General features: G+C 63.0%; 24 protein-coding genes and 1 pseudogene. 19 read left to right on the top strand and 6 right to left on the bottom strand.

What is annotated here, in order from left to right; all coding sequences use genetic code 11:
• On the bottom strand, positions 1–159 hold the full coding sequence (locus G6P99_RS21065) for a DUF5993 family protein (protein ID WP_165123364.1): 159 nt from the start codon (positions 157–159) through the stop codon (positions 1–3).
• Positions 160–300: 141 nt separating this feature from the next.
• On the opposite strand from G6P99_RS21065, the gene G6P99_RS21070 reads away from it, so the two are divergent.
• The 4 genes from G6P99_RS21070 to G6P99_RS21085 all read left to right on the top strand — a co-directional run bounded on the left by G6P99_RS21070 (position 301) and on the right by G6P99_RS21085 (position 5,068).
• Entirely contained in the window at positions 301–1,629 is a 1,329-nt protein-coding gene (locus G6P99_RS21070; protein ID WP_029078760.1) for a dicarboxylate/amino acid:cation symporter, read from the top strand.
• A gap of 15 nt (positions 1,630–1,644) precedes the next feature.
• Positions 1,645–2,256 (top strand): TIGR00730 family Rossman fold protein, encoded by a 612-nt coding sequence (locus G6P99_RS21075; protein WP_029078761.1) that lies wholly within the window; start codon positions 1,645–1,647, stop codon positions 2,254–2,256.
• Between the two features lie 489 nt (positions 2,257–2,745).
• Entirely contained in the window at positions 2,746–3,387 is a 642-nt protein-coding gene (locus tag G6P99_RS21080) for a glutathione S-transferase family protein (RefSeq protein WP_165123366.1), read from the top strand.
• 406 nt (positions 3,388–3,793) lie between these two features.
• Entirely contained in the window at positions 3,794–5,068 is a 1,275-nt protein-coding gene (locus G6P99_RS21085) for a Spy/CpxP family protein refolding chaperone (protein WP_414645582.1), read from the top strand.
• A gap of 89 nt (positions 5,069–5,157) precedes the next feature.
• On the opposite strand, the gene G6P99_RS21090 is transcribed toward G6P99_RS21085, so the two are convergent.
• A complete protein-coding gene (locus G6P99_RS21090) occupies positions 5,158–5,640 on the bottom strand; it encodes a lipocalin-like domain-containing protein (protein WP_029083576.1) in 483 nt (160 codons plus the stop codon).
• A 342-nt stretch (positions 5,641–5,982) separates the two neighbouring features.
• The gene (locus G6P99_RS21095; protein ID WP_165123368.1) at positions 5,983–7,536 is read right to left on the bottom strand and encodes a winged helix-turn-helix domain-containing tetratricopeptide repeat protein; all 1,554 of its coding nucleotides are present in this window, start codon (positions 7,534–7,536) and stop codon (positions 5,983–5,985) included.
• 163 nt (positions 7,537–7,699) lie between these two features.
• Between G6P99_RS21095 and G6P99_RS21100 the strand changes: the two are divergent.
• The 5 genes and pseudogenes from G6P99_RS21100 (at position 7,700) to G6P99_RS21120 (ending at position 11,291) form a co-directional block, all read left to right on the top strand.
• Positions 7,700–8,739, top strand: a pseudogene (locus tag G6P99_RS21100) (alpha/beta fold hydrolase).
• 21 nt (positions 8,740–8,760) lie between these two features.
• Positions 8,761–9,270, top strand: coding sequence for a cytochrome P460 family protein (locus tag G6P99_RS21105; protein ID WP_029083574.1), 510 nt, complete (start codon positions 8,761–8,763; stop codon positions 9,268–9,270).
• Between the two features lie 99 nt (positions 9,271–9,369).
• A complete protein-coding gene (locus G6P99_RS21110) occupies positions 9,370–9,738 on the top strand; it encodes an ArsC family reductase (RefSeq protein ID WP_029083573.1) in 369 nt (122 codons plus the stop codon).
• A gap of 220 nt (positions 9,739–9,958) precedes the next feature.
• Positions 9,959–10,360 carry a DUF7674 family protein gene (locus G6P99_RS21115; protein WP_156928834.1) on the top strand — a complete coding sequence of 134 codons (402 nt, stop codon included), beginning with the start codon at positions 9,959–9,961 and terminating at the stop codon, positions 10,358–10,360.
• Between the two features lie 619 nt (positions 10,361–10,979).
• Positions 10,980–11,291, top strand: coding sequence for a YrhB domain-containing protein (locus G6P99_RS21120; RefSeq protein ID WP_084518621.1), 312 nt, complete (start codon positions 10,980–10,982; stop codon positions 11,289–11,291).
• Positions 11,292–11,431: 140 nt separating this feature from the next.
• Here G6P99_RS21120 and G6P99_RS21125 read toward each other — a convergent pair whose 3' ends face one another.
• Positions 11,432–12,049, bottom strand: coding sequence for a hypothetical protein (locus G6P99_RS21125; protein ID WP_029083571.1), 618 nt, complete (start codon positions 12,047–12,049; stop codon positions 11,432–11,434).
• Between the two features lie 3 nt (positions 12,050–12,052).
• Entirely contained in the window at positions 12,053–12,667 is a 615-nt protein-coding gene (locus tag G6P99_RS21130; protein ID WP_051346595.1) for a PAS domain-containing protein, read from the bottom strand.
• Between the two features lie 327 nt (positions 12,668–12,994).
• On the opposite strand from G6P99_RS21130, the gene G6P99_RS21135 reads away from it, so the two are divergent.
• The 7 genes from G6P99_RS21135 to G6P99_RS21165 all read left to right on the top strand — a co-directional run bounded on the left by G6P99_RS21135 (position 12,995) and on the right by G6P99_RS21165 (position 19,459).
• Positions 12,995–13,750, top strand: a complete 756-nt coding sequence (locus tag G6P99_RS21135) for an ABC transporter ATP-binding protein (RefSeq protein ID WP_024581422.1) — start codon at positions 12,995–12,997, stop codon at positions 13,748–13,750.
• Complete coding sequence (locus tag G6P99_RS21140) at positions 13,743–14,486, top strand: ABC transporter ATP-binding protein (RefSeq protein WP_029083568.1); 744 nt, start codon at positions 13,743–13,745, stop codon at positions 14,484–14,486. The genes G6P99_RS21135 and G6P99_RS21140 overlap by 8 nt, the downstream gene beginning before the upstream one ends.
• A gap of 42 nt (positions 14,487–14,528) precedes the next feature.
• Entirely contained in the window at positions 14,529–15,749 is a 1,221-nt protein-coding gene (locus tag G6P99_RS21145; protein WP_029083567.1) for an ABC transporter substrate-binding protein, read from the top strand.
• A gap of 64 nt (positions 15,750–15,813) precedes the next feature.
• On the top strand, positions 15,814–16,677 hold the full coding sequence (locus tag G6P99_RS21150; protein ID WP_029083566.1) for a branched-chain amino acid ABC transporter permease: 864 nt from the start codon (positions 15,814–15,816) through the stop codon (positions 16,675–16,677).
• A gap of 1 nt (position 16,678) precedes the next feature.
• A complete protein-coding gene (locus G6P99_RS21155) occupies positions 16,679–17,647 on the top strand; it encodes a branched-chain amino acid ABC transporter permease (RefSeq protein WP_029083565.1) in 969 nt (322 codons plus the stop codon).
• A gap of 147 nt (positions 17,648–17,794) precedes the next feature.
• Positions 17,795–18,439, top strand: a complete 645-nt coding sequence (locus G6P99_RS21160; protein ID WP_029083564.1) for a DUF47 domain-containing protein — start codon at positions 17,795–17,797, stop codon at positions 18,437–18,439.
• 15 nt (positions 18,440–18,454) lie between these two features.
• Entirely contained in the window at positions 18,455–19,459 is a 1,005-nt protein-coding gene (locus G6P99_RS21165; protein WP_029083563.1) for an inorganic phosphate transporter, read from the top strand.
• Between the two features lie 24 nt (positions 19,460–19,483).
• Here the strand turns inward: G6P99_RS21165 and sugE are convergent, their stop codons facing one another.
• Entirely contained in the window at positions 19,484–19,798 is a 315-nt protein-coding gene (gene sugE / locus G6P99_RS21170) for a quaternary ammonium compound efflux SMR transporter SugE (protein WP_029083562.1), read from the bottom strand.
• A 156-nt stretch (positions 19,799–19,954) separates the two neighbouring features.
• On the opposite strand from sugE, the gene G6P99_RS21175 reads away from it, so the two are divergent.
• The 3 genes from G6P99_RS21175 (at position 19,955) to G6P99_RS21185 (ending at position 23,073) form a co-directional block, all read left to right on the top strand.
• Complete coding sequence (locus tag G6P99_RS21175) at positions 19,955–21,574, top strand: peptide chain release factor 3 (protein ID WP_029083561.1); 1,620 nt, start codon at positions 19,955–19,957, stop codon at positions 21,572–21,574.
• Between the two features lie 221 nt (positions 21,575–21,795).
• A complete protein-coding gene (locus G6P99_RS21180) occupies positions 21,796–22,407 on the top strand; it encodes a hypothetical protein (RefSeq protein WP_165123370.1) in 612 nt (203 codons plus the stop codon).
• 81 nt (positions 22,408–22,488) lie between these two features.
• On the top strand, positions 22,489–23,073 hold the full coding sequence (locus tag G6P99_RS21185) for an NnrU family protein (protein WP_029083559.1): 585 nt from the start codon (positions 22,489–22,491) through the stop codon (positions 23,071–23,073).

Genomic DNA, 23,073 nt, shown 5'->3' on the forward strand with positions numbered 1-23,073 from the left:
TCAGAACGACAGGGGCAGACGGTCGGTGGCGTGGTGCAGCAAGGTTGCAACGCAGGCGACCAGGATCACCGCGAACAATCCAATCGCCAGGGGACGCGGACCACGCCAGGCCACCAGCATGGCGATGGTGATGGCGAGAAACAGCACGGTGAATTCCATCCTCAGCCTCCGGATGCGAGCCGGCCGTAGTCTATGACAGATTCGTGTGCGCTCGCGGCGGGCCTGAATGGGCATTGTCGCTTGCGCAGTGCTCGGCCAAGATGGCATCACCATTGAATTCATCCTAACCCGGGGCACCTCATGACCACAGACGCGATCAGGCCCGCCGCCCAACGCCATCATCAGCCCTGGTACAAGATCCTCTACGTCCAGGTGCTGATCGCGATCGCGGCAGGCGTCCTGATCGGGTACTTCTATCCAAATCTCGGCAAGGAGCTGAAGCCGCTCGGCGACGGCTTCATTGCGCTGATCAAAATGATGATCGCGCCGGTGATCTTCTGCACCGTGGTGCACGGCATTTCCTCGATGGGCGACCTCAAGCGCGTCGGCCGGGTCGGGCTGAAGGCGCTGATCTATTTCGAGGCGGTGTCGACGGTCGCGCTCGCCGTCGGCCTTCTGATCGGCGAAGTGCTGCAGCCCGGTCGCGGCTTCAACATTGATCCCTCCACGATCGATCCGAAATCGGTCTCCACTTACGTGACGCAAGCGAAGGAGCAGGGCATCGTTTCCCACCTGATGGCGATCATCCCCGACAGCTTCTTCGGCGCGCTCGCGCGCGGCGACCTGTTGCAGGTGCTGCTGATCTCGATCCTGTCGGGATTTGCCATTGCCTTGATGGGTAAGCCCGGCGAGCCGATCGCCGAGGCGATCGACAAGGCATCCAAGATGTTCTTCGGCATCATCCGCATGATCGTCCGGCTTGCGCCGCTCGGCGCCTTCGGCGCCATGGCCTTCACGGTCGGCGCCTATGGTCTCGGCTCGCTGGTGAATCTGGCGGCGCTGATCGGCACCTTCTACCTCACCAGCGTGCTGTTCGTGCTGATCGTGCTCGGCGCGATCGCCCGCCTGGCCGGATTCTCGATCATCCGCTTCATCGCCTATATCAAGGACGAGCTGTTGATCGTGCTCGGCACGTCGTCGTCGGAGACCGTGCTGCCGCAGATGATCCAGAAGATGGAGCATCTCGGCGCTTCGCGCTCGGTGGTCGGCCTCGTGGTGCCGACCGGCTACAGCTTCAATCTCGACGGCACCAACATCTACATGACGCTGGCGACGCTGTTCCTGGCGCAGGCCACCAACACCCATCTGACGATCTGGCAGGAGCTCGGCATTTTGGGCATCGCCATGATCACCTCGAAGGGTGCCTCCGGCGTCACCGGCGCGGGCTTCATCACGCTGGCCGCGACGCTGTCGATTGTGCCCGACATCCCGATCCAGTCGATCGCGATCCTGGTCGGCATCGACAAGTTCATGAGCGAATGCCGCGCGCTGACCAATTTGATCGGCAACGGCGTCGCCTGCATCGTGATCAGCCTCTCCGAAGGTGAGCTCGACAAGGACGCGCTGCACGAGACGATGGCGCATCCGCTCGAACTCGGCGAGGCGCTGGAGCCGGGCGGGGCGGGCTAGCGTGCAGGGTTCGGTATGAATACGATACGTTCCGTCTGTGTCTATTGTGGTTCCTCGCCAGGCAACGATGTTGCCTTTGTCGAAGCGGGCGAACGCTTCGGCAGGGATCTTGCGGCGGCAAGATTGGAGCTGATCTTCGGTGGCGGAACTCATGGTGTAATGGGTGCGGTCGCACGCGGGGTCCTTCAATCCGGCGGGAAGGTCGGTGCCATCATTCCGCGTTTTCTCACCAACCGCGAGTCCACTACGGATGCGCTGGCAATCTTCGATGACTTGACGGTTACTGAAACAATGCACGAACGTAAGCACAGGATGTTTGAACGTTCGGACGCGTTCGTGGCGCTGCCCGGCGGCATCGGCACAGTGGAAGAGATCATTGAGGTCATGACCTGGGCCCAGCTCGGGCAACACCGGAAGCCCATGGTCTTTGCCAACATTAAGGGTTTTTGGGATCCTATGCTGGCTATGCTCGACCACCTGCAACGCGTTGGTTTCCTTCACAGTCACCACCTGATCCGTCCGATTGTGGTTGATCGCGTCGACGGCATAATCCCTGCGATCTTGGCTGCTGCTTCGTCCGCTGGCACGTCTTCCGAGGGCAGTTCCGCTGTCGTCGACAAGATGTAGTGCGGACGGGTAGCCGCGCCACGATGGCGCATCCGCTCGAGCTCGGTGAGGCGCTCGAGCCGGGCGGCTCCGGCTAGAGCAATATGAAGTTATGGGGCCGTCGCAGGGGGGCGCTGCCAAAATATCGAAAACAACCCCATGCAAAGTAGCCGGCGGCGGCCGGCGTTCGACCAAGCAACTTGACCCGTCGGGCAACTCAGGCGTATATTTCTAATATTCAGAAATTGCCCAATGTTCCCCTCGCGCCAAGGCGTCGCATATGGCATTTGCGGGCCTCTGCAACTGAGGCTTCCACATCGCAGGTCGGAGAGGGAACGCGCCGTATTCGCGGCCGCAGCCTAGGTCGTGAACCGATAAAGTGGGAAGGGCCCGCACGGTAGGATGACGAATATGTGCCAAGCCTTGAGTGCATTATGCGCCATCGATAGTCCATTGCGCGACTGGCTCACCTCTGCGAGTGAGTCTGGCCCAATCCAGGAAGGCTTAACTATGCTCACCGTCTATGGCGAAGGTCGTGGCTTCCGTGTTGTTTGGCTGCTTGAGGAATTGGGATTGGCTTATCGGCTGCGCCCGGTCGATCTGCTGGCAGCCGAGAAGGATCGCGATTTTCTCGCGATCAACCCCGCCGGCTTCATTCCCGCACTGCAGGACGGCGAGACGATCATGGTCGAATCGATCGCGATTCTTGAGTACCTGCTCGCCCGCCACGGCTCAGGCTCGCTTGCCGTCGCCCCGGACGATCCCGCCTTCGCTTCCTATCTGCAATTTCTCCACTTGGGCGAGGCCGGGCTCGCCGGGCCGATGAACGCCGTCATTGTAGGTCGCCAACTGGCGCCCGAAGCCGAGCGAGATGCCCGGGTTACTTGTTGGGCACTCGAGACCTTCGAGAGCCGGCTGGGGTTGGTTATCCGCCGCCTCGCGGATTGCCCCTATCTCGCCGGCGACCGCTTCACTGCTGCCGATATCTCGGTGAGCTACGCCCTCCTGCTCGGCCTGCGAACTGGCAACTACGTCCCCGGTTCTACCGAGCGGGACTATCTCGCCCGCACGACGGCACGCCCTGCCTACGTCCGGGCGATGGAAAGCTGCCAGGCCACCAAGGCTTGGGCGGCGAGATCACCGGGATTGTAGTGCTCGCTTCATCGGAGCGGCCAAGCGACGGGAGTAGTACTGCGTAAGCCGTGTACTCATTGAGCGACCGGCGCCTGACGTCCGCTTAACCGCAACAGCGGCGGAAAAGCGGACATCTCCCGAGATCGCCGAAGGGCCAGAAGCGGAAGCAATCCAGACAATACAGCCGGAGCCGATCATGCCCCGGCGTCAGCCCGGGCGGAGACTCGGGCCTTAACTTCGGGGGCTAGGCTGAGGCATCGGCAAAGCTTCTCTGCTTCTGCGTAGCTTTTCATCGCCACTACGGACGTCCGTGATCGATTTTGGATGGAAACGATATGGTCCCCGCGTCGACGCGGGAGGGAACTTTCGGTTTCGCTCCGAGTCATATTTGTAACACGATGCGGCTTGGCGCGGAGGAGGGATCATGTCGACGTCCCGCATTGGAATGGCTGCGGCCGGCGTTGCCATGGTCGCTCTGGGCGCGTTGCCGAGCGCGGCCGAGGCGGGCTTCCGCCTGCGCGTTGGTGGCCCAGTCGGTGTCGCGCGCTTCGCGATGGCCAGCATGCTGTCGGTCGCAGGTCTCCGCCACGCACGCATGGCAGCACGCCACAGCCGCGTCCGAACCGCCGCCTTAAGACCGCAAGATCTCCGCTCCACCGCCGAGTCGATCCACCCGAGTGCGCGTGCGCAGCTCACTGCCGTGGCGGCGCTGGCCGGCTGGCAGGGCGGCCGAGCTGCGCAAGGCTGGTGGCAGCACGCCGACGGTTCATACGGCTGGGTCGGTCCGCTGTTCTGGCCGTTCGCCTATAGCGATCTTTATGACTACGCGCTTCTCAGTGACGGTAGCGGCTTCTGGGCCTATGGCTACGGCGATCTCTACGCCGCGATCTTCTCGCCTTACGCTGCCAGCGATCTCTCAGCGTTCGCGGCCGAGCGCCCTGCCGGGAGGCGGCATCGCAAAGCGCCCTCCGTGCAGGAGTTCTGCGGCGCTGACACCGCCAAGATGACCGGCCTTCCCTTCGAGCGGATCGGCCGGGTGGTCGCGGCGAACGAGGCACAGCGCACAGCCTTCGACGAGCTCGCGAGCGCCTGGACTTCCGCCGGCGACACCATCCGCGCCTCCTGTCCAACACAGGCCGCAACCACCGCGCTGGAGCGGTTCGCGGCCATGCAGGGCCGCGTCAACGCGATGCTGAGCGCGGTTGCGGCGGTTCAGCCACCGTTCCAAAAATTCTACGATCTCCTGAGCGATGAGCAGAAGGCGCGGCTCAACGCGCCCCAACGCGACCGCCGCGCCAACGCCGCGGCCGCGAAGCTGAAGGAGATGCAGGACGCCGCCTGCCAGGCGAGCCGCGAACTGCAGGACGAGCAACAGGCCGAAAAGCAATACCGCGAGCTCGTCGCCCAGCAATGGCCCCTCGACGACATCGCCGCCAGCCTGAAACTGGACGATCTCCAACTCGCCGCTCTCGAAGTGGTGCAGGACACCACAATGGGTACTATGGAAGCCTTAAGCGCATGCCCGCCAAAGGACGCGCTCACCCCGCCGAACCGCCTTAAGGCCGTAAAGGCGCGGTTGGAAGCGATGCGAGAGGCGATCAGAAGCGTGAACGACGCGGTCGACGATTTCTATGCGAACCTGAGTGACGAGCAGAAGACGCTGTTCGAGGGGCTCGGGCCGAAGATGCGGGGGGTATGATTTTTCCATCCCCAAACGAGACTTTTTCACGAAAAGGGCCAACAGCAGACAGTTGCCTTCGGCGCGATCCGTCAGTTGTCGAAAGACCCTTAACGCTCACGCTCCCAATTGAGGGTGCCAACGACTCGCTTACCGGGAAGAACTGCGCTGGCCTGTTCGGCTGTTCGAATGGAGAGCTTGTCTCCTTCCAGCTTGAAGAACCGGACTTGGGACGTACCGGTCAAAAGCTCGTTCCACGATAGATCGACGTCGGTCGTAAGCTTGTCCCCGTCTATGGTAAATCTTCCGGTGTAGACCATCAGCGATTTGAGGAGCGCGGCCGAGTCCGCATCATTCGTTGCCGGCTTGCGATCTGGCCTAGCGATCATGAACGCCGAGAACCCGTCCGGCGTAAAGACCGCCCTACCTTTGGGTTTGGGACCGAAAGGCTCTGTAGCGTCTCCGCCGATAATCTGAATCGTCCATGAAGTTAGTTTCCAACTACCGGCAAGTCGTCCCGCGATATCCTCCGCAAGGGAAAATCCAGATTGAAGACAGAAGCATACAGCGACAAGGACACCGAGACGCATCATCTTCGTCCTCCTCCACCACTAACCAGTGCATCAAGTAATGAGCAGACTGCCCTGAGCGACGAAACGCGCGAGAGCAAGGCTTAGGGAAGTCCACTTCGGGTCAAACTCGACAAAACTCAAAGTGAGCATAATGCGTCCACTTTCGGGCACATCGCGACCGCTCCCGTCGGCACGGGCTCATTGAGCCTAACTGCCGAGCCATGATTCAAATCTTTGACCGAATAGATCCGGATCATGCGCTACGAACTCTACGACGAGGGATGCACCGCCATCAGGCCGATGCTGCCAAACAAGCCGCCCGGCGCACCACTGGTGAATGATCGTCGCGTCGTCCGAGCAGCATCAATCCGGGACGCCGGCCGCCTTGAGGGTTTCACGATAAGTGGCGGACATCGCTTCCACCGGGAAGGGGATCCGCGCCAGGAAGCCGGAGACCGTGAACTCCGGGTCGACCTTGAGCAGTTCGCGCGCGGTCTGGGTCGCGCGCTCGTTGTCGCCGGTCTTCACCAGCGCCACAATCAAGACGCGCAGCGCCACCGCGAAGCGGCGGTTCTGCGCCAGCGCCTTGTCGGCCCAGATAACCGCCTCAGTGAAATCCCGGTCGAGCACCGCGCAGATCGCCAGCGCCGCGGAGGCGAACCAGCCGCGCGGGTCGCGCGGGTTGAGCCGCTGCGCGCGCTCGATCATGGCACGGCCGGCCTTCTGGTTGCCGCGCATCGCCTCGATCCAGCCGCCGAGCACGAGCGCCATCGCCGAGTTCGGGTTGATCGCAAGCGAACGCTCGAACAATTCGCGCGCGGGCTCGATCTCGTCGGCCATGTTCCAGATCGCGAACGCCGCCATCCACAACACTTGCGGATCGCCGGGCGCAAGCTCGACCGCGCGCCAGGCCTGCGCGACGGCGCGTTCCCGGTAGGCGTCGTTCGGCTTCAGCCAGCCCTGGAAATGGCACAGCGCGTGACAATAGGCGGAGGCCGCCAGCGCCGGCGCATAGGAAGGGTCGAGCGCCAATGCCTGGTCGAGGCAAGCGAGCGCGGCGGTCATGCTCTCCGGCGTGAACTCGTACCGCAGGCTGTAGGCGCGCAGCAGCAGGTCGTAGGCGTCGAGCTTGTGCGGCGGCGCGGCGCGCAGCCGCTCGGCCTCAGCGATAAGCAAGGTCGGCTCGATCGCGCCGACCACGTTCTCGGTGATGCGGTCCTGCAGGTCGAACACGTCGGTCGCCGCGCCATCGAACCGGTCGGCCCACAGATGCGCGCCGGAGACGGCGTCGATCAACTGCCCGGTGATGCGCAGCCGATCGCCGCCGCGGCGAACGCTGCCCTCGAGCACATAGCTGACGCCGAGATCGCGGCCGACCTGGCGGATATCGACCGCCTTGCCCTTGTAGGTGAAGGCGGAGTTGCGCGCGATCACGGTGAGGCGGCTGCAGCGCGCGAGCGCGGTGGTGATGTCCTCGGCGATGCCGTCGGCGAAATAGTCCTGCTCGGGATCGCCGCTCATATTGGTGAACGGCAGCACCGCGATCGAGGGACCCTCGATCGGCCGCGGCGGGGTGGCGCTGTCCGAGATCGGACGATCTGATGCGGTGTCGTCCCTGACATCGCCGACAAAGCGAAGGCCCTTGCGGGGCAGGGTGCGGATCAGCCGCTGCTCCTCGCCACTGTCGCCGATCGCCGACCGCGCCGCGTTGACCCGGCTGCTCAGCGTTGCTTCCGAGACGATCCGGCCGTGCCAGACGGCTGCCAGCACTTCGTCACGGCTGACCACGCGGTCGCGGGCGCGGATCAGGAACTCGATGAGGTCGAAGACCTGCGGCTCGACCGCCACCAGGGCATTGCCACGGCGCAGCTCCCGGCGCTCAGGGTCGAGGATCAAGTCGTTGAAATGGTAAGCCAAATTCGATAGTCCGGCGGCCGGCAGCTGAATCGGTGGCGGAACCTAGCACAGGCGGCCCAGAGCCAAAATCACGACGCCCTGAAGGATAAATCCACGTCCTCTGAAAGCGGACGGGTTCGGTCTCTGCAATATTCAAGTCCGACACCAGACGCAGGAGATTGCCATGTCCCAATCCATCAATCAGCAACGCCGCCGCTTCCTCGGCATCGCCGGCGGGATCCTCGCCGCTTCCAGGTTCGGCTTGATCGGATCGGCCCAGGCCCAGTCCAAGCCGGCGCTGCCTGCGGTCAAGGTCGGCGCCCATACCTCGATCGGTCCGGTCAAGCAGATCAATGCCGGCGTGCTCGACACCGGCTATGTCGAGATGGGGCCTGCACCGGCCCCGCGGTGATCCTGCTGCACGGCTGGCCCTACGACATCCACAGCTATGCCGACGTCGCGCCGGCGCTGGCCGAGGCCGGCTACCGGGTGATCGTGCCGCATTTGCGCGGCTACGGCACGACTCGCTTCCTCTCCACCGACACGATGCGCAGCGGCCAGCCGGTCGCGGTCGCCGCCGACATCATTGCGCTGATGGACGCGTTGAAGATCGAGAAGGCTGTGCTCGGCGGCTATGATTGGGGCGCCCGCACCGCCAACATCATGGCGGTGCTCTGGCCCGAGCGCTGCAAGGCGATGGTCTCGGTCAGCGGCTACCTGATCGGCAGCCAAGCGGCCGGCAAGATGCCGCTGCCGCCGAAGGCCGAACTGCAATGGTGGTACCAGTTCTATTTCGCGACCGAGCGCGGCCGCGAGGGCTATGCCAAGAACCGGCACGATTTTGCCAAGCTGATCTGGCAGCTCGCCTCGCCGCAGTGGAAGTTCGACGACGCCACCTATGACCGCAGCGCTGTTGCTTTCGAGAACCCCGACCATGTCGATATCGTGATCCACAATTACCGCTGGCGGCTTGGGCTCGCCGAGGGCGAGGCGAAGTACGACGCCTTCGAGAAGACGCTCGCCCAGGCGCCTGTGATCGCGATCCCGACCATCACGATGGAGGGCGATGCCAACGGCGCGCCGCATCCGGAGCCCGCGGCCTATGCCCAGAAGTTTTCCGGGCATTACGAGCATCGGACCCTGACCGGCGGCATCGGCCACAATCTGCCGCAGGAGGCACCGCAGGCCTTCGTCCAGGCCATTATCGACGTCAGCAAGGTCTGAGCTGAGAGCGGACCAAAGATCATGACACAGGTTGTGAAATGGGCAGCTGCCGCGATCGCGGCAGCCTGCATCAGTGCCGCATTGCCCTTTGCCGTCGGACATGCCGATGACGCGGTGCCGGCATCGCCGATCTTCGGCGTGAGAATTCCCGAGGGCTATCGCGACTGGAAGCTGATCGCGGTCGGCGAGGAGACCGGGCTCGACGAGCTGCGCAGCGTGCTCGGCAACGCCACCGCCGTGAAGGCCTATCAGGACGGCGCCGCGCGATTCCCTGACGGCACCGTGCTGGTCAAGCTTGCCTGGAAGCGCAAGCCCGTCGCCGGTCTCAACGGCGCCTTCATCACGGGGCCGGCGACCACCGTGCAAGTGATGGTCAAGGACTCCGCCAAATATGCCGCGACCGGCGGCTGGGGCTTTGGCCGCTTCATCGACGGCAAGCCGGTCGACGCCGCCCAGCATGAGACCTGCTTCGCCTGCCACGAGGCGCACGCCAGCGATCACGATTTCGTCTTCACGCATGACGCACACTGAGCGCCACCAAGATCGGTGTGGAGACCGGCGCGGTCCGATCTGGCGCTGTGGTTGCCGCGGGGCTAGTTTCGCCGCTGCAATCGCATGCGGGGAACGGCTTTGACCATCACCATCTACGGCATCAAGAACTGCGACACGATGAAGAAGGCGCGCGCCTGGCTCGACGATCATGGCGTCGACTATGATTTCCACGACTACAAGACCGCCGGGATCGGCAAGGACAAGCTCAAGCAGTGGAGCGACGAGGTCGGCTGGGAGACGCTGCTCAATCGCGCCGGCACGACCTTCAAGAAGCTGCCCGATGCCGACAAGGAAGGGTTGAATGAGCGCAAGGCGCTGGCGCTGATGGCGGAGCAGCCGTCGATGATCAAGCGTCCGGTGCTCGACCTGGGCGCAAGGCGCGTCGTCGGCTTCAAGCCGGACATCTACGCCAAGGACGTGCTGGCCAAGGCGCGCAAGAAGGGCTGACGCTTTTTGCGCGAACCCCAGTTTGGGAATTTGAATCACGGGAGTCCGGCCGAACAGGACACTTCTGGTTCGGCCCCTGTTCGGCGCTTACGGACAGAATCGGACATCAACCTGCTGACAATCCCTGGCTAATCCCTCGACCCGTTGCGGACCTTTGACGATGCTTCGGATCGCGCGTCCTGCTATGCTGAAACCTACCGGATACTACAGGCAATGGTTCATGACTGATATCGTCGTTAAGACCGGCCTCACAGACCATGCTGCGTTCCAGCGGCTGCTCATGTCCTGGTTGCCGGACGTAGCCGCAAAGATCGACGACGAGGAGCGAGCGCTGCTCCACATGGAAATGTCAGTCGTAGCGCGGGCGACCTGTCGCGCCATCGAGAATGGCGATGAGAATTCAATCCGCCGCCACTTTGAATTCATCGACAGCGTGCTCTCGAATGCGGCACCGGACGTCGAGAATGCTGTCCACGTTTCGTATCTGGAGAACGTCTTTCTGGGCGAAGAGAAAGCAGCCTTTCTAAGGGCGCGTAATGCACTTCCTAGTCGTCTATCTGCTGCTTTGTCAGACTTGGAAGCGCATTGGAGGCTACTCAGTACGGTGTCCAAAGGCACCTAAGCCCCTCGTTGTGGAACGGGGGCGCGGGAGCACTCACAACAGCATCCAAGCGCCTCCTCATTTCAATCGGCGGAGCGACCATCGATTTGTTTTGACCGAAGCGTCACCCATAGCCAATCCATCATCTCTCGCCGTGTCGAGTTGAACGTGGGATTGCCTTACAACCTGAGCTTGATTTACAGTTGCATTGCTCGCAACGGGGTTTTGCAATGTGGTGGAAGGTTATCACGTTTGTTTACGCGTTTGGTTACTTGTGGGCTGTCTTTGATGCCGCGCATGACGGGACGGCATTTCGTCTGATAACGACAGCGTTACTGCTCCCTGCGCTCGTAAGTTTGTTTTTGCTTGCTTTTAACAAGCATCTTCTTCCGAGACTTTTTTGGAAGACTTATGCCATCATATTCGTGGCCTATTGGGCGTTACCATTAGCCTTAAGGTGCGAAGATGCTGGTCAACGCAAGCGGCATTCTGACTTACGCGATAATCATCATGGCCTGCGTAGTCTTCTTGCTGCCTGTCGTGCGGAGCTTGTGGTGGCTTTCCTTCGTGCGCGCTGAACCCGGCTTAGAACACCTTGGTGAAACGGCCAACCCGTCGCAAAACTGATGAGACACCGACCATGGACTTCGATAAGGCGGCAGCACTTGCAACCGCTTGGGTGGATATCCTTTGCGACGGACAGGCGCGCATTGTGCGTGAGGCCACAATCGCGAAACCATATGGCTGGATATTCTTCTACCAATCCAAAGAATTCCTCGATGATGGCAACCCCTCAGCCCAGCTCGCCGGGAACGCTCCGATCATCGTGAACAGAAACACGTGTGAATTGCGCCTAACGGGAACGGCAAAGCCGCTTGAACACTATTTGGCTGAATACGAGAAAACGCTCCCTCCAATCTCACTTCAACGAACGCCGCAGCTTCCAACTTGATAAGGACATCCGAATCTAGACGAACGGCATGGCGGCGCAGCCGCTTTTGGCCCATCCCGACATTTGCTGCGGTTGCACAAAGGCGGTCGGTGTCGGGGCGAACCGGACATCGGCGAAGGTTTATGAGTATGCGTCCTAGTCTAGATCAACTCGACTGAATCCTGGCTCGCCGGATGATCCGCCGGCACGAACCTGCGGTCGATTACCGCGCGCACGGTGACGACCGGGACCGACTTCGGCGTCACGCCCATCAGATTGTGCAGCCGAAAGCCGCCCTCGATGCTGATCGCCTTGTACGAGCCGATGATGTGTTCGACGGTATCGCCGCGTCCGAACGGCAGCAGCAGCCGTTCATAGGACACGTCCTTGCCGTCGGCGTCCGTGACCTCCGCAACCGTATAGGTCGGATGTTTGCGCGTCAGGCAGGCACGATAGGACAGGATCACGCCGGCATAGCGCTCCGGGCCGATCGCCTCATCGAGATAGCGGTTGGTGCGCTGCCGCGGATCGACATGCTCGTTGCCGTAAGCCGTGGTCAGCCTCACGCCTTCCTGCGTGATCAGGAAGCGGGCGTCCTCGCCGCTGCCGACCACGTCAAAACCCATCATGTCGGCGCGCTCGTCGGCGCTGCCTTCGGTGTGGAAGTCGCTCAGCTTAGGAAGCGCGTCCGGCTTGCGCGCCGCGCGCAGCCAGGCATTCAGCAGCACCCGCTGCGTGATCGATTTGACCACCGATGGATAGGCACTCCTGAATGGCATCGGCTAGCCGAATTCAAGCACATCCCCGAGCGGGATGCGGCCGGGGGACCGGTGGTACAGGTCGCGGTCGATGATCGCGCACAGCTTGAAACTCGGCAGCACGACATTGCCGCGCATCAGATTGCGGATTTCGAAATGGCCGTTGTCGCTGATCGTCTTCAGCGACGCGACCAGATGCGTGACGGGGCCGCCATCCGAGAACGGCAGCAGCAGCCGTTCATAGGCCACGACGTGACCATAGATGTCGTCGATGTCGGTGATGGTGTAGGCGGGAAGCCGGCGGGCGATGCATGCGTGGTAGACCGGCATCACGACCGGCGCGAGCCGCGGGCCGAGATAGTCGTCGAGCAGGCGGCCCTTGCCGCTGTGTCCGTAGGCGGTGGCCATCCGCGTGCCGTCGCTCTCGATCGTCAGCTGCGGCGGTTGCGCCGCGGCGTCGACGCTGAGGAACACGGTGTCCGGCAGATCTTCCTCGATCCGCTCCGGCTGAAATTCATCCATGCGCGGGATCGTCTGGCTACGGGCATAAAGTCGCAGCCACGTGTTCAGGAAATCACGTTGCCGGATCGACTTGACGACCGAAGAATTGGCGCTCTCGAAATGCAAGGCTCTAGCCATTCTCAATGCAATGGCCGGAGCTTCGGCGAGAGGCGGAAATATTCTATGAAAGTGACGGTCCGGAGGAAAACACCGTTAACGGCCGCTTTCCCGAGGCGCAAAGCCCGTTCAAATACCATTCGACTAAGGATCAACCGGAACTGGTCGCGCCGATACCGCACCGCACAGCTTTCGACCTTGCGTAACCGCCGCAGATGACGGCATATTCCGGCCCGGAGGCGACGGGCCCCGGACGGTTTCCAAGACGGTCGGACAACCTGTCGAACACGAAAAAATCTGGCCACGCGGGCGACGGGCTTCGCGGCGATGGCGTATGGGGGATTCTATTTGGCCGATGAGTTCATTCTCGAAACCAGCGGATTGACCAAGGAATTCGCGGGTTTCTTCGCCGTTCGCGACGTTGCATTGAAGGTGCGTCGCGGCAGTATTCATGCGTTGATCGGGCCGAACGGCGCCGGCAAGACGACCTGTTTCAATCTGCTGACTAAATTCCTGAAGCCGACGGGAGGGCAGATTCGCTACAAGGGCCAGGACATCACCGCGATGCCGCCGGCCGATGTGGCGCGGCTTGGCCTCGTCCGCTCGTTCCAGATTTCGGCGGTGTTTCCGCATCTGACCGCGCTCGAGAACGTTCGCGTGGCGCTGCAGCGCCAGCATGGGTCGTCGTTCGATTTCTGGCGCTCGAAAACCGTGCTCGACCGCTTCAATCCGCGCGCCCACGAGCTGCTGAACGACGTCGGCTTGAGCGAATTCGCCAACACGCCGGCGGTCGAGATGCCGTACGGCCGCAAACGCGCCCTTGAGATTGCAACGACGCTCGCGCTCGACCCCGAGATGATGCTGCTCGACGAGCCGATGGCCGGCATGGGCCACGAGGACATCGACAAGATCGCGGCGCTGATCAAGCGGATCTCCGCCAAGTACACCATCCTGATGGTCGAACATAACCTCTCGGTGGTGGCCAACCTCTCCGACATCATCACCGTGCTGACGCGCGGGCAGGTGCTGGCGGAGGGCAACTACGCCGATCTCTCCAAGGACGAGCGCGTGAAGGAAGCCTATCTGGGAGCGGGTCATGGCTGAGGCAATTCTGGCGGAGAAGCCCGTGGCTGCGGCCGGTGCCGAGGTGCTGACGGTCAAGGATCTGCAGGCCTGGTACGGCGAATCCCACATCCTGCACGGTGTCAATTTCAATGTGAGGGCCGGCGAAGTGGTGACGCTGCTCGGCCGCAACGGCGCCGGCAAGACCACCACGCTGAAGTCGGTGATGGGCGTGATCGGCAAGCGTTCGGGATCGATCCGCTTCGACAACAAGGAGATCATCCGCACCACCTCCGACCGCATCGCGCGGCTCGGCATCGCATTCTGCCCCGAGGAGCGCGGTATCTTCGCCAGCCTCGATGTGAAGGAGAACCTGCTTCTGCCGCCGGTGGTGCGCCCGGGCGGTCTGCCGCTCGACCAGATCTTCACGCTGTTTCCGAACCTGAAGGAGCGTCTCACCAGCCAGGGCACCAAGCTCTCGGGCGGCGAGCAGCAGATGCTGGCGATCGCGCGTATCCTGCGCACCGGCGCACGCTTCCTGATGCTGGACGAGCCGACCGAAGGGTTGGCGCCGGTCATCATTCAGCAGATCGGGCACACCATTGCGCGCTTGAAGTCGCAGGGCTTCACCATCCTGCTGGTCGAACAGAATTTCCGTTTCGCCTCGACCGTTGCCGACCGCTACTACATCGTCGAGCATGGCAAGGTGATCGACGGCTTCGCCAATTCGGAGCTGTCGGCCAACATGGACAAGCTGCATACCTATCTCGGCGTTTGAAATCTCCAGAGCCAGAAAATTCAAAGACTGAGGAAATACGACATGAAGAACACGATTTCTGCGCTCCTGCTCGGCACCGCGATGGTGCTGTCAGCTGCAAGCGTCGCCTCCGCTGACGACAAGACGGTCAAGATCGGCGTGCTGTCGGATCAGTCCGGCCTCTATGCCGACCTTGCCGGCCCCGGCTCGACGCTGGCGGCGCAGATGGCGATCGAGGACTCCGGTCTGAAGGCCAAGGGCTGGACCATCGACCTGATCTCCGGCGATCACCAGAACAAGCCCGACATCGGCACCACCATCGCCCGCCAGTGGTTCGACGTCGACAAGGTCGACACGGTCGTCGACGTACCGAATTCCGGCGTCGCGCTCGCGGTCAATAACGTCGTGAAGGAGAAGAACGGCGTCTACATCAATTCGGGCGCCGCGACCTCCGATCTCACCAACGCGCAGTGCTCGCCGAACACCGTGCACTGGACCTACGACACCTACATGCTCGCACACGCCACCGGCCAGGCGCTGGTGAAGGCGGGCGGGGACACCTGGTTCTTCCTGACCGCAGACTATGCATTCGGCGCCGCGCTCGAGCGCGACACCACGGCCGTCGTGACCGCCAATGGCGGCAAGGTGGTCGGCGGCGTCAAGCATCCGCTCAACACCGCTGATTTCTCCTCCTTCCTGCTGCAGGCGCAGGCCTCCAAGGCCAAGATCATCGGTCTTGCCAATGCCGGCGGCGACACCACCAACTCGATCAAGCAGGCCGCCGAGTTCGGCATCGTCAAGGGCGGCCAGAAGCTCGCCGCGCTGCTCTTGTTCCTCACCGACGTCAAGGCGATCGGGCTCGAGACCGCGCAGGGCCTCAACTTCACCGAGACGTTCTACTGGGACCTCAACGACAACACCCGCGCTTTCTCCAAGCGCTTCTCGGCGCGGATGAAGAGCAGCGCGCCCCCGACCATGGTGCAGGCCGGCGTCTATGCGGGCCTCATGCATTACTTCAAGGCGTTGGAAGCGCTCGGCGGCAATCCGCATGACGGCGCCAAGGTGGTCGCGAAGATGAAGACCATCCCGACCGACGATCCGCTGTTCGGCAAGGGCGAGGTCGAGGCCAACGGCCGTGTCACCCACGACGCCTATCTGTTCGAAGTGAAGAAGCCCTCGGAGTCCAAGGGGCCGTGGGACTTCTACAAGCTGGTCGGCACCGTGCCGGGCAACCAGGCCTTCACGCCGCTCGACAAGAGCACCTGCGCGCTTCTGAAGAAGTGACGGTCATGCCCGCCGGCCATGAGCGTGGCCGGCGGGCTTCATCTATCCAGCGAAAGCTCATTCGATGCAGGCTCTCTACGCACAGCTTCTGGTGGGACTGATCAACGGCTCGTTCTACGCGCTGCTCAGTCTGGGGCTCGCCGTCATCTTCGGCATGCTCAACATCATCAATTTCGCGCACGGCGCGCTCTACATGATGGGCGCCTTCGTGGCGTATTTCCTGCTCAACCTGGGCGGCATCAACTACTGGTGGGCGCTGATCATCGCGCCGGTCATTGTCGGCATCTTCGGCATGATCCTCGAGCGCACCATGCTGCAATGGCTGGCCGGCCTCGACCATCTCTACGGACTGCTCCTGACCTTCGGCATCGCGCTGATCGTGCAGGGCGTGTTCCAGAACTATTTCGGCTCCTCCGGTCTGCCGTATTCGATCCCGGATCAGCTCAAGGGCGGCGTCAATCTCGGCTTCATGTTCCTGCCGATCTATCGCGGCTGGGTCGTCATCTTCTCGCTCGTGGTGTGCCTTGCCACCTGGTTCCTGATCGAGAAGACGCAGCTCGGCGCCTATCTGCGCGCCGCCACCGAGAACCCGACGCTGGTGCGCGCCTTCGGCATCAACGTGCCGCGCATGATCACGCTGACCTACGGGCTCGGCGTCGGCCTTGCCGCGCTCGCCGGCGTGCTGTCGGCGCCGATCAACCAGGTCCGCCCGCTGATGGGCGCCGATCTCATCATCGTGGTGTTCGCGGTGGTCGTGATCGGCGGCATGGGCTCGATCATGGGCTCGATCATTACCGGCTTCGCGCTCGGCGTGATCGAGGGACTGACCAAGTATTTTTATCCCGAAGCCTCCAACACCGTGGTGTTTGTCCTGATGGTGGTGGTGTTGCTGGTGAAGCCAACGGGACTGACGGGACGGGCGGCCTGATATGTCAGCATTGACCGACGATACACTTCCGGTGACGCCGCGCGCGATGCGCGACGAGATGATCGTATTCGCCGTGATGGCGGTACTGCTGGCGGTGGTGCCGTTCACGGGGATCTATCCGTTCTTCGTGATGCAGGCGCTGTGCTTTGCGCTGCTGGCATGCGCTTTCAACCTGCTGATCGGCTATGGCGGTCTCTTGTCGTTCGGCCACGCGATGTTTCTCGGCACCTCCGGCTACGTCACGGCGCACGCGCTGAAGGTGTGGGGGCTGCCGCCCGAGCTCGGCATCGTGGTCGGCACCGCTGCCGCGGCCTTGCTCGGCCTCGTCACCGGCTTCATCTCGATCCGCCGCCAGGGCATCTATTTCTCGATGATCACGCTGGCGCTGTCGCAACTGCTCTACTTCATCTATCTGCAGGCGCCGTTCACCCATGGCGAAGACGGCATCCAGGGTATCCCGCAGGGGCGCCTGTTCGGGATCTTCGATCTCTCGAAGCCGCTGGTGCTCTATTACGTCGTGCTGGCCGGCTTCCTCGCCGGCTTCCTGCTGATCTACCGGACCATCAACTCGCCGTTCGGCGAGGTCTTGAAGGCGATCCGCGAGAACGAGCCGCGCGCGATCTCGCTCGGCTACAAGACCGACCAGTACAAGATGCTCGCCTACATCCTGTCGGGCACGCTGGCGGGCTTCGCCGGCTCGCTGAAGGTGTTCGTGGCGCAGAACGCCTCGCTCACCGACGTGCACTGGTCGATGTCCGGTGAAATCGTGCTGATGACGCTGGTCGGCGGTCTCGGCACCATCTTCGGGCCGGTGGTCGGTGCCTTCGTGATCATCGCCATGCAGCAATATCTCGCCGGCTTCGGCCAGTGGGTGACGGTGATCCAGGGCGTGATCTTCGTCGCCTGTGTGCTGCTGTTCCGGCGCGGCCTGGTCGGCGAGCTGGCCCATATGCTCAGGCGGTCGCTGTAGGGCAGGGCGCGGCCTGCGATTTTCCGCTGACATAGCGGTGGACGACCGCCCGTTCGGGCGGTCGATCGGTCCTTTCCCCGCCAGATGCTATATGACAGTTCTGTGACAGTCGCTAAAAGGGCTGTCCCGGAACGATGGAACTGAGACATGCTGCGCTGGTTTCGCGCCTTCCTGCCCAAGGAAGAGCGGTTTTTCGACCTGTTCGCCCGCCACGCCCAGACCTCCGTGCAGTGCTCATTGGCGCTGCAGGACATGCTGAAGGGCGGGGAGGAGACCCCGGTCTTCTGTCAGCGCGTCAATCAGTTCGAGAACGACGCCGATAGCGTCACCCGTGAGGTGCTGACCGCGGTTCGCCGCACTTTCATCACCCCGTTCGACCGCGGCGACATCAAGAACCTGATCACCGCGATGGACGACGCGGTCGACCAGATGCAGGCGACAGCAAAGGCGGTCATGCTGTTCGAGGTGCGCGAGTTCGAGCCGCCGATGCGCGAGATCGGCACCCTGATCGTCGAATGCGCCAATCTGGTCATCCGCGCGCTGCCCTTGTTGCAGGCGATCGGCCAGAACGTCTCGATGCTGACCCAGATCACCGAGGAACTGACCAAGCTCGAGGGCCGGGTCGACGATCTCCATGATATCGGGCTGAAGGAGTTGTTCCTGAAGCACCGCAACGCCAACACGATGGACTTCATCGTCGGCGCGGAGATCTACGATCACCTCGAGAAAGTGGCCGACCGCTTCGACGACGTTGCCAACGAGATCAATTCGATCGTGATCGAGCAAGTGTAAGGCGGGGGCCATCACGTGGACGCCACGCTGGGTCTTCCGGTTCTCACCATCCTGATCGCGGTCGCGCTGCTGTTCGACTTCCTGAACGGCCTGCACGATGCCGCGAACTCGATCGCGACCATCGTCTCGACCCGCGTGCTGCGGCCTCAATATGCGGTGTTCTGGGCGGCCTTCTTCAACTTTGTTGCCTTCGCAGTATTCGGCCTGCACGTCGCTAACACCATCGGCACCGGGATCATCGACCCGTCGGTGGTCGACGCGACGGTGATCTTCGCCGCGCTGGTCGGCGCGATCGTCTGGAACGTCATCACCTGGGCGCTGGGTATTCCCTCGTCGAGTTCGCACGCGCTAATCGGCGGGCTGGTTGGCGCCGGCATGGCGAAGGCGGGCATTTCGGCGGCGGTGTGGAGCGGGCTCACCAAGACCTTGCTCGCGATCGTGCTGTCGCCGCTGGTCGGCTTCCTGCTGGCGCTGGTGCTCGTGGCCGTCGTGTCCTGGCTCTCGGTGCGCTCGACGCCGTTCGCGGTCGATCGCGCCTTCCGCATCCTGCAATTCGCCTCGGCGTCGCTCTATTCGCTCGGCCACGGCGGCAACGACGCGCAGAAGACCATGGGCATCATCGCCGTGCTGCTCTACTCGCAGGGCCATCTCGGCGACACCTTCGAAATTCCGTTCTGGGTCGTGCTGTCCTGCCAGAGCGCGATGGCGCTGGGCACCCTGATGGGCGGCTGGCGGATCGTGCGCACCATGGGGCTGCGGATCACCAAGCTGACGCCGATGCAGGGCTTTTGCGCCGAGACCGGCGGCGCCGCGACCCTGTTCATGGCGACCTATCTCGGGGTTCCGGTATCGACCACCCACACCATCACCGGCGCCATTGTCGGCGTCGGTGCGGCACGGCGGCTCTCCGCCGTGCGCTGGAATGTGGCGAGCTCGATCGTCTATGCCTGGGTGATCACGATCCCGGCGTCGGCCGCGGTCGCGGCCGCGACCTATTGGGCCGTGCAGATCCTGAAGTGACCGTCGCGATGTCGAGCGACGAAATTATCCGACGAGCTTCAGTCCGACGATGCCGGACACGATCAGGGCGATGCTGGCAAGCCGCATCGCGGTCGCGGGTTCGCCGAGCAGGATGATACCGAGCGCCGCGGTGCCGACCGCGCCGATCCCGGTCCAGACCGCATAGGCGGTTCCAATCGGCAGCGTCTTCAGCGCGATGCCAAGCAGGATCACGCTGCCGGCCATCGCCGCGAGCGTCAGCACCGACGGCACCAGCCGCGAGAAACCCTCGGTATATTTCAGCCCGATCGCCCAGCCGATCTCGAGCAGGCCAGCGGTGAACAGAATGGCCCAAGCCATCACGAACCCTCCGGAAAAGGCAGGGTCGTCCCCGCTGATGGTGTGGTGAGGAGAAGGTCGTCCTTCGCGTACCTATATGGGGAAGGTGCGGCCCGGCCGCATTGCGACAAAACGCCCTTGATTGCGCCCGTTTTCCCTGCCAAACGCTGCCCCGCCATGTCCGATACCGCTGCAACAACCGAATCGCCGACCCGCTCGCCACTGTCAGAGGAAGTGGCGCGACGGCGCACCTTTGCGATCATTTCCCACCCGGACGCCGGCAAGACCACGCTGACGGAAAAGCTGCTGCTGTTCGGCGGCGCCATCAACCTCGCGGGTCAGGTCAAGGCCAAGGGCGAGCGCCGCAACACCCGCTCGGACTGGATGAAGATCGAGCGCGAGCGCGGCATCTCGGTCGTCACCTCGGTGATGACCTTCGAGTTCAACGACCTCGTGTTCAACCTCTTGGACACGCCGGGCCACGAGGACTTTTCGGAAGACACTTACCGGACGCTGACCGCGGTCGACTCCGCGGTCATGGTGATCGACGCCGCCAAGGGCATCGAGGCGCGGACGCGAAAGCTGTTCGAGGTGTGCCGCCTGCGCGACATCCCGATCATCACCTTCATAAACAAGATGGACCGCGAGAGCCGCGACACGTTCGATCTGCTGGACGAGATCGAGAAGACGCTGGCGCTCGATACCACGCCGATGACCTGGCCGGTCGGCCGCGGCCGCGACTTCCTCGGCACCTATGACGTGGTCAATGGCGGCGTGCGGCTGCTCGAGGGCGGCGGCGCCAAGACCGGCGCCACCGAGCAGATCGACATCGCCGATCTCGGCAAGCGCAACCCCAATCTCGACGTCTCCGAGGTCAGGGACGAACTCGCGCTGGCCTCGGAAGCCTGCAAGCCGTTCGAGCTCGCGGCGTTCCGCGAGGGCCATCTGACGCCGGTCTATTTCGGCAGCGCACTGCGCAATTTCGGCGTCGGCGACTTGCTCGAAGGCCTCGGCAAGTTCGCACCGGCGCCGCGCGCGCAGGATTCCGATCTGCGCAGGGTCGAGGCGGCCGAGCCGCGCATGAGCGCGTTCGTGTTCAAGATCCAGGCCAACATGGATCCGAACCACCGCGACCGCATCGCCTTCGCCCGGCTGTGCTCGGGCAAGCTGAGCCGCGGCATGAAAGCCAAGCTGGTGCGCACCGGCAAGAACATGAGCCTGTCGAGCCCGCAATTCTTCTTCGCCCAGGACCGCTCGGTGGCGGACGAGGCGTTTGCCGGCGACGTCGTCGGCATTCCGAACCACGGCACCTTGCGGATCGGCGATACCCTGACCGAGGGCGAGGATCTGACCTTCGTCGGCGTGCCGAGCTTTGCTCCGGAAATCGTCCGCCGTGTTCGCCTCACCGATGCGATGAAGGCGAAGAAGCTGAAGGAAGCCCTGCAGCAAATGTCGGAGGAGGGCGTCGTGCAGGTGTTCCGCCCGCGCGACGGCGCGCCGGCGCTGGTCGGCGTGGTCGGCCCGCTGCAGCTCGACGTGCTGAAGGCGCGGCTGGACGCGGAATATTCACTGCCGGTCGAGTTCGAGATCTCTGAATTCTCGCTGGCACGCTGGATTTCCTCCGACGACCGCAAGAAGCTCGACGCCTTCGTCGCCGCCAACAATTCCGGCATTGCCGACGACGTCGACGGCGATCCCGTGTTCATGGCCAAGAACGAGTTCTATCTCGGCTACACCCGCGAGCGCGCCGAGGGCATCACCTTCTCCAACGTCAAGGACGTGAAGAAGAAGGCGTAATGCCCATTCCTCGGTGTCGTCCCCCGGCTTGACCGAGGGACCAGTACGCCGCGGCCTCTCGATTGATCACAACTGCCTCTGGAATACTGGATCGCCCGGTCGAGCCGGGCGATGACAGTGGGGGTGTGACGCGAAAAGCGCGAGGACGTGAACTCGGCCCGGCTTGCTCCGCTCCGGCCGCGGTACCATGTTTCCGAAAAGCGCATTCCGGATCCAGCTGCATGCTTCGACGCGTCATCATCTGCCTCGCTCTAGCCGTGCTGGCCATCAGCCTTGTGGGCGCGGCCGGTGCGCAGGAACGGCAACAGACCAACCCGGTGCCGTTCGCGCACACGCCCTGCAGCGTGCTCGACGGCGGGCCCTGCACGCCGTCCTATTGCAGCGTGTTCAACCATGGGCCGTGCCTTCCAGAGATGGATTATCCGTACGGCGAAAATCTTCAGCTCACGATCCTGACCGTGCCGCCCGCGGCGCAAGCCCAGAAATACCACAAGCCGGACCATGATCTCGATACCATCGGCGATCTCTTCGCGGCGCTGCGTTCCTGCTGGGCGCCGCCGCCGCCCGACGATGCGCGCGAGGGCATGCAGATGTCGGTGCGTTTCAGCTTCAAGCGGACGGGCGAGATGATCGGCGCGCCGCGCCTGACATTCGCGACGCGGGGCGTCCCGGCGGACACCCGCACGACCTATCTCAATGCGATCAACGCCTCGCTCGGCGCTTGCCTGCCGCTGAAATTCACCGGCGGGCTCGGCGGCGCGCTGGCCGGGCGCCCGATCATGATCCGCTATGTCGACAACCGCGAGTTCGCCAAGCCGGCCGGCAATCCCTGATCCGCCGCCCGGCGTGATGCATTGCCTACCGCCCGGCGAAGATGTTACGCGAGGACATCAATCGATCAGGGGAGGAACATCGTGGGACTGCTCGTCATGATCCTGGGTCTCGTGCTGTTCCTCGGCATCCATGTGCTGACCAGCCTACGCGACCTGCGTGCCGGCCTGATCAAAACGATGGGCGAGGGCGTCTACAAGATCGTCTATTCGCTCGCCGCCGCCGCAGGGCTGTTCCTGATTGTCTGGGGCTTCGGCCACTACCGCGCGACCGGATGGATCGATGTCTGGACGCCGCCGACCGCGTTGAAGCACATCACGGTGGCGCTGATGCTGCCCGCCGTCATCCTGGTCGTCGCCTCCTATATCCGCGGCCGCATCTATACCACGCTGAAGCACCCGATGCTGGCGGGCGTGAAGCTGTGGGCGTTCGCGCATCTGCTCGCCAATGGCGACCTCGGCTCGATCATCCTGTTCGGCTCGATTCTCGGCTGGGCGGTCTATGACCGCATCTCGCTAAAGCGCCGCGCGGATGCCGGCGCGCCGCCGATCCCGGTGGGCGGCCCAACTAACGACCTGATCGCGATCGCGGTTGGTGTCATCGCTTATCTGGCGCTGGCGTTTGCGTTCCACCCGGTCGTGATCGGCGTGCCTGTCATGGGAGCCTGA

Origin of the sequence: Bradyrhizobium sp. 6(2017) (assembly GCF_011058295.2) — a bacterium.
Taxonomy (GTDB): domain Bacteria; phylum Pseudomonadota; class Alphaproteobacteria; order Rhizobiales; family Xanthobacteraceae; genus Bradyrhizobium; species Bradyrhizobium septentrionale.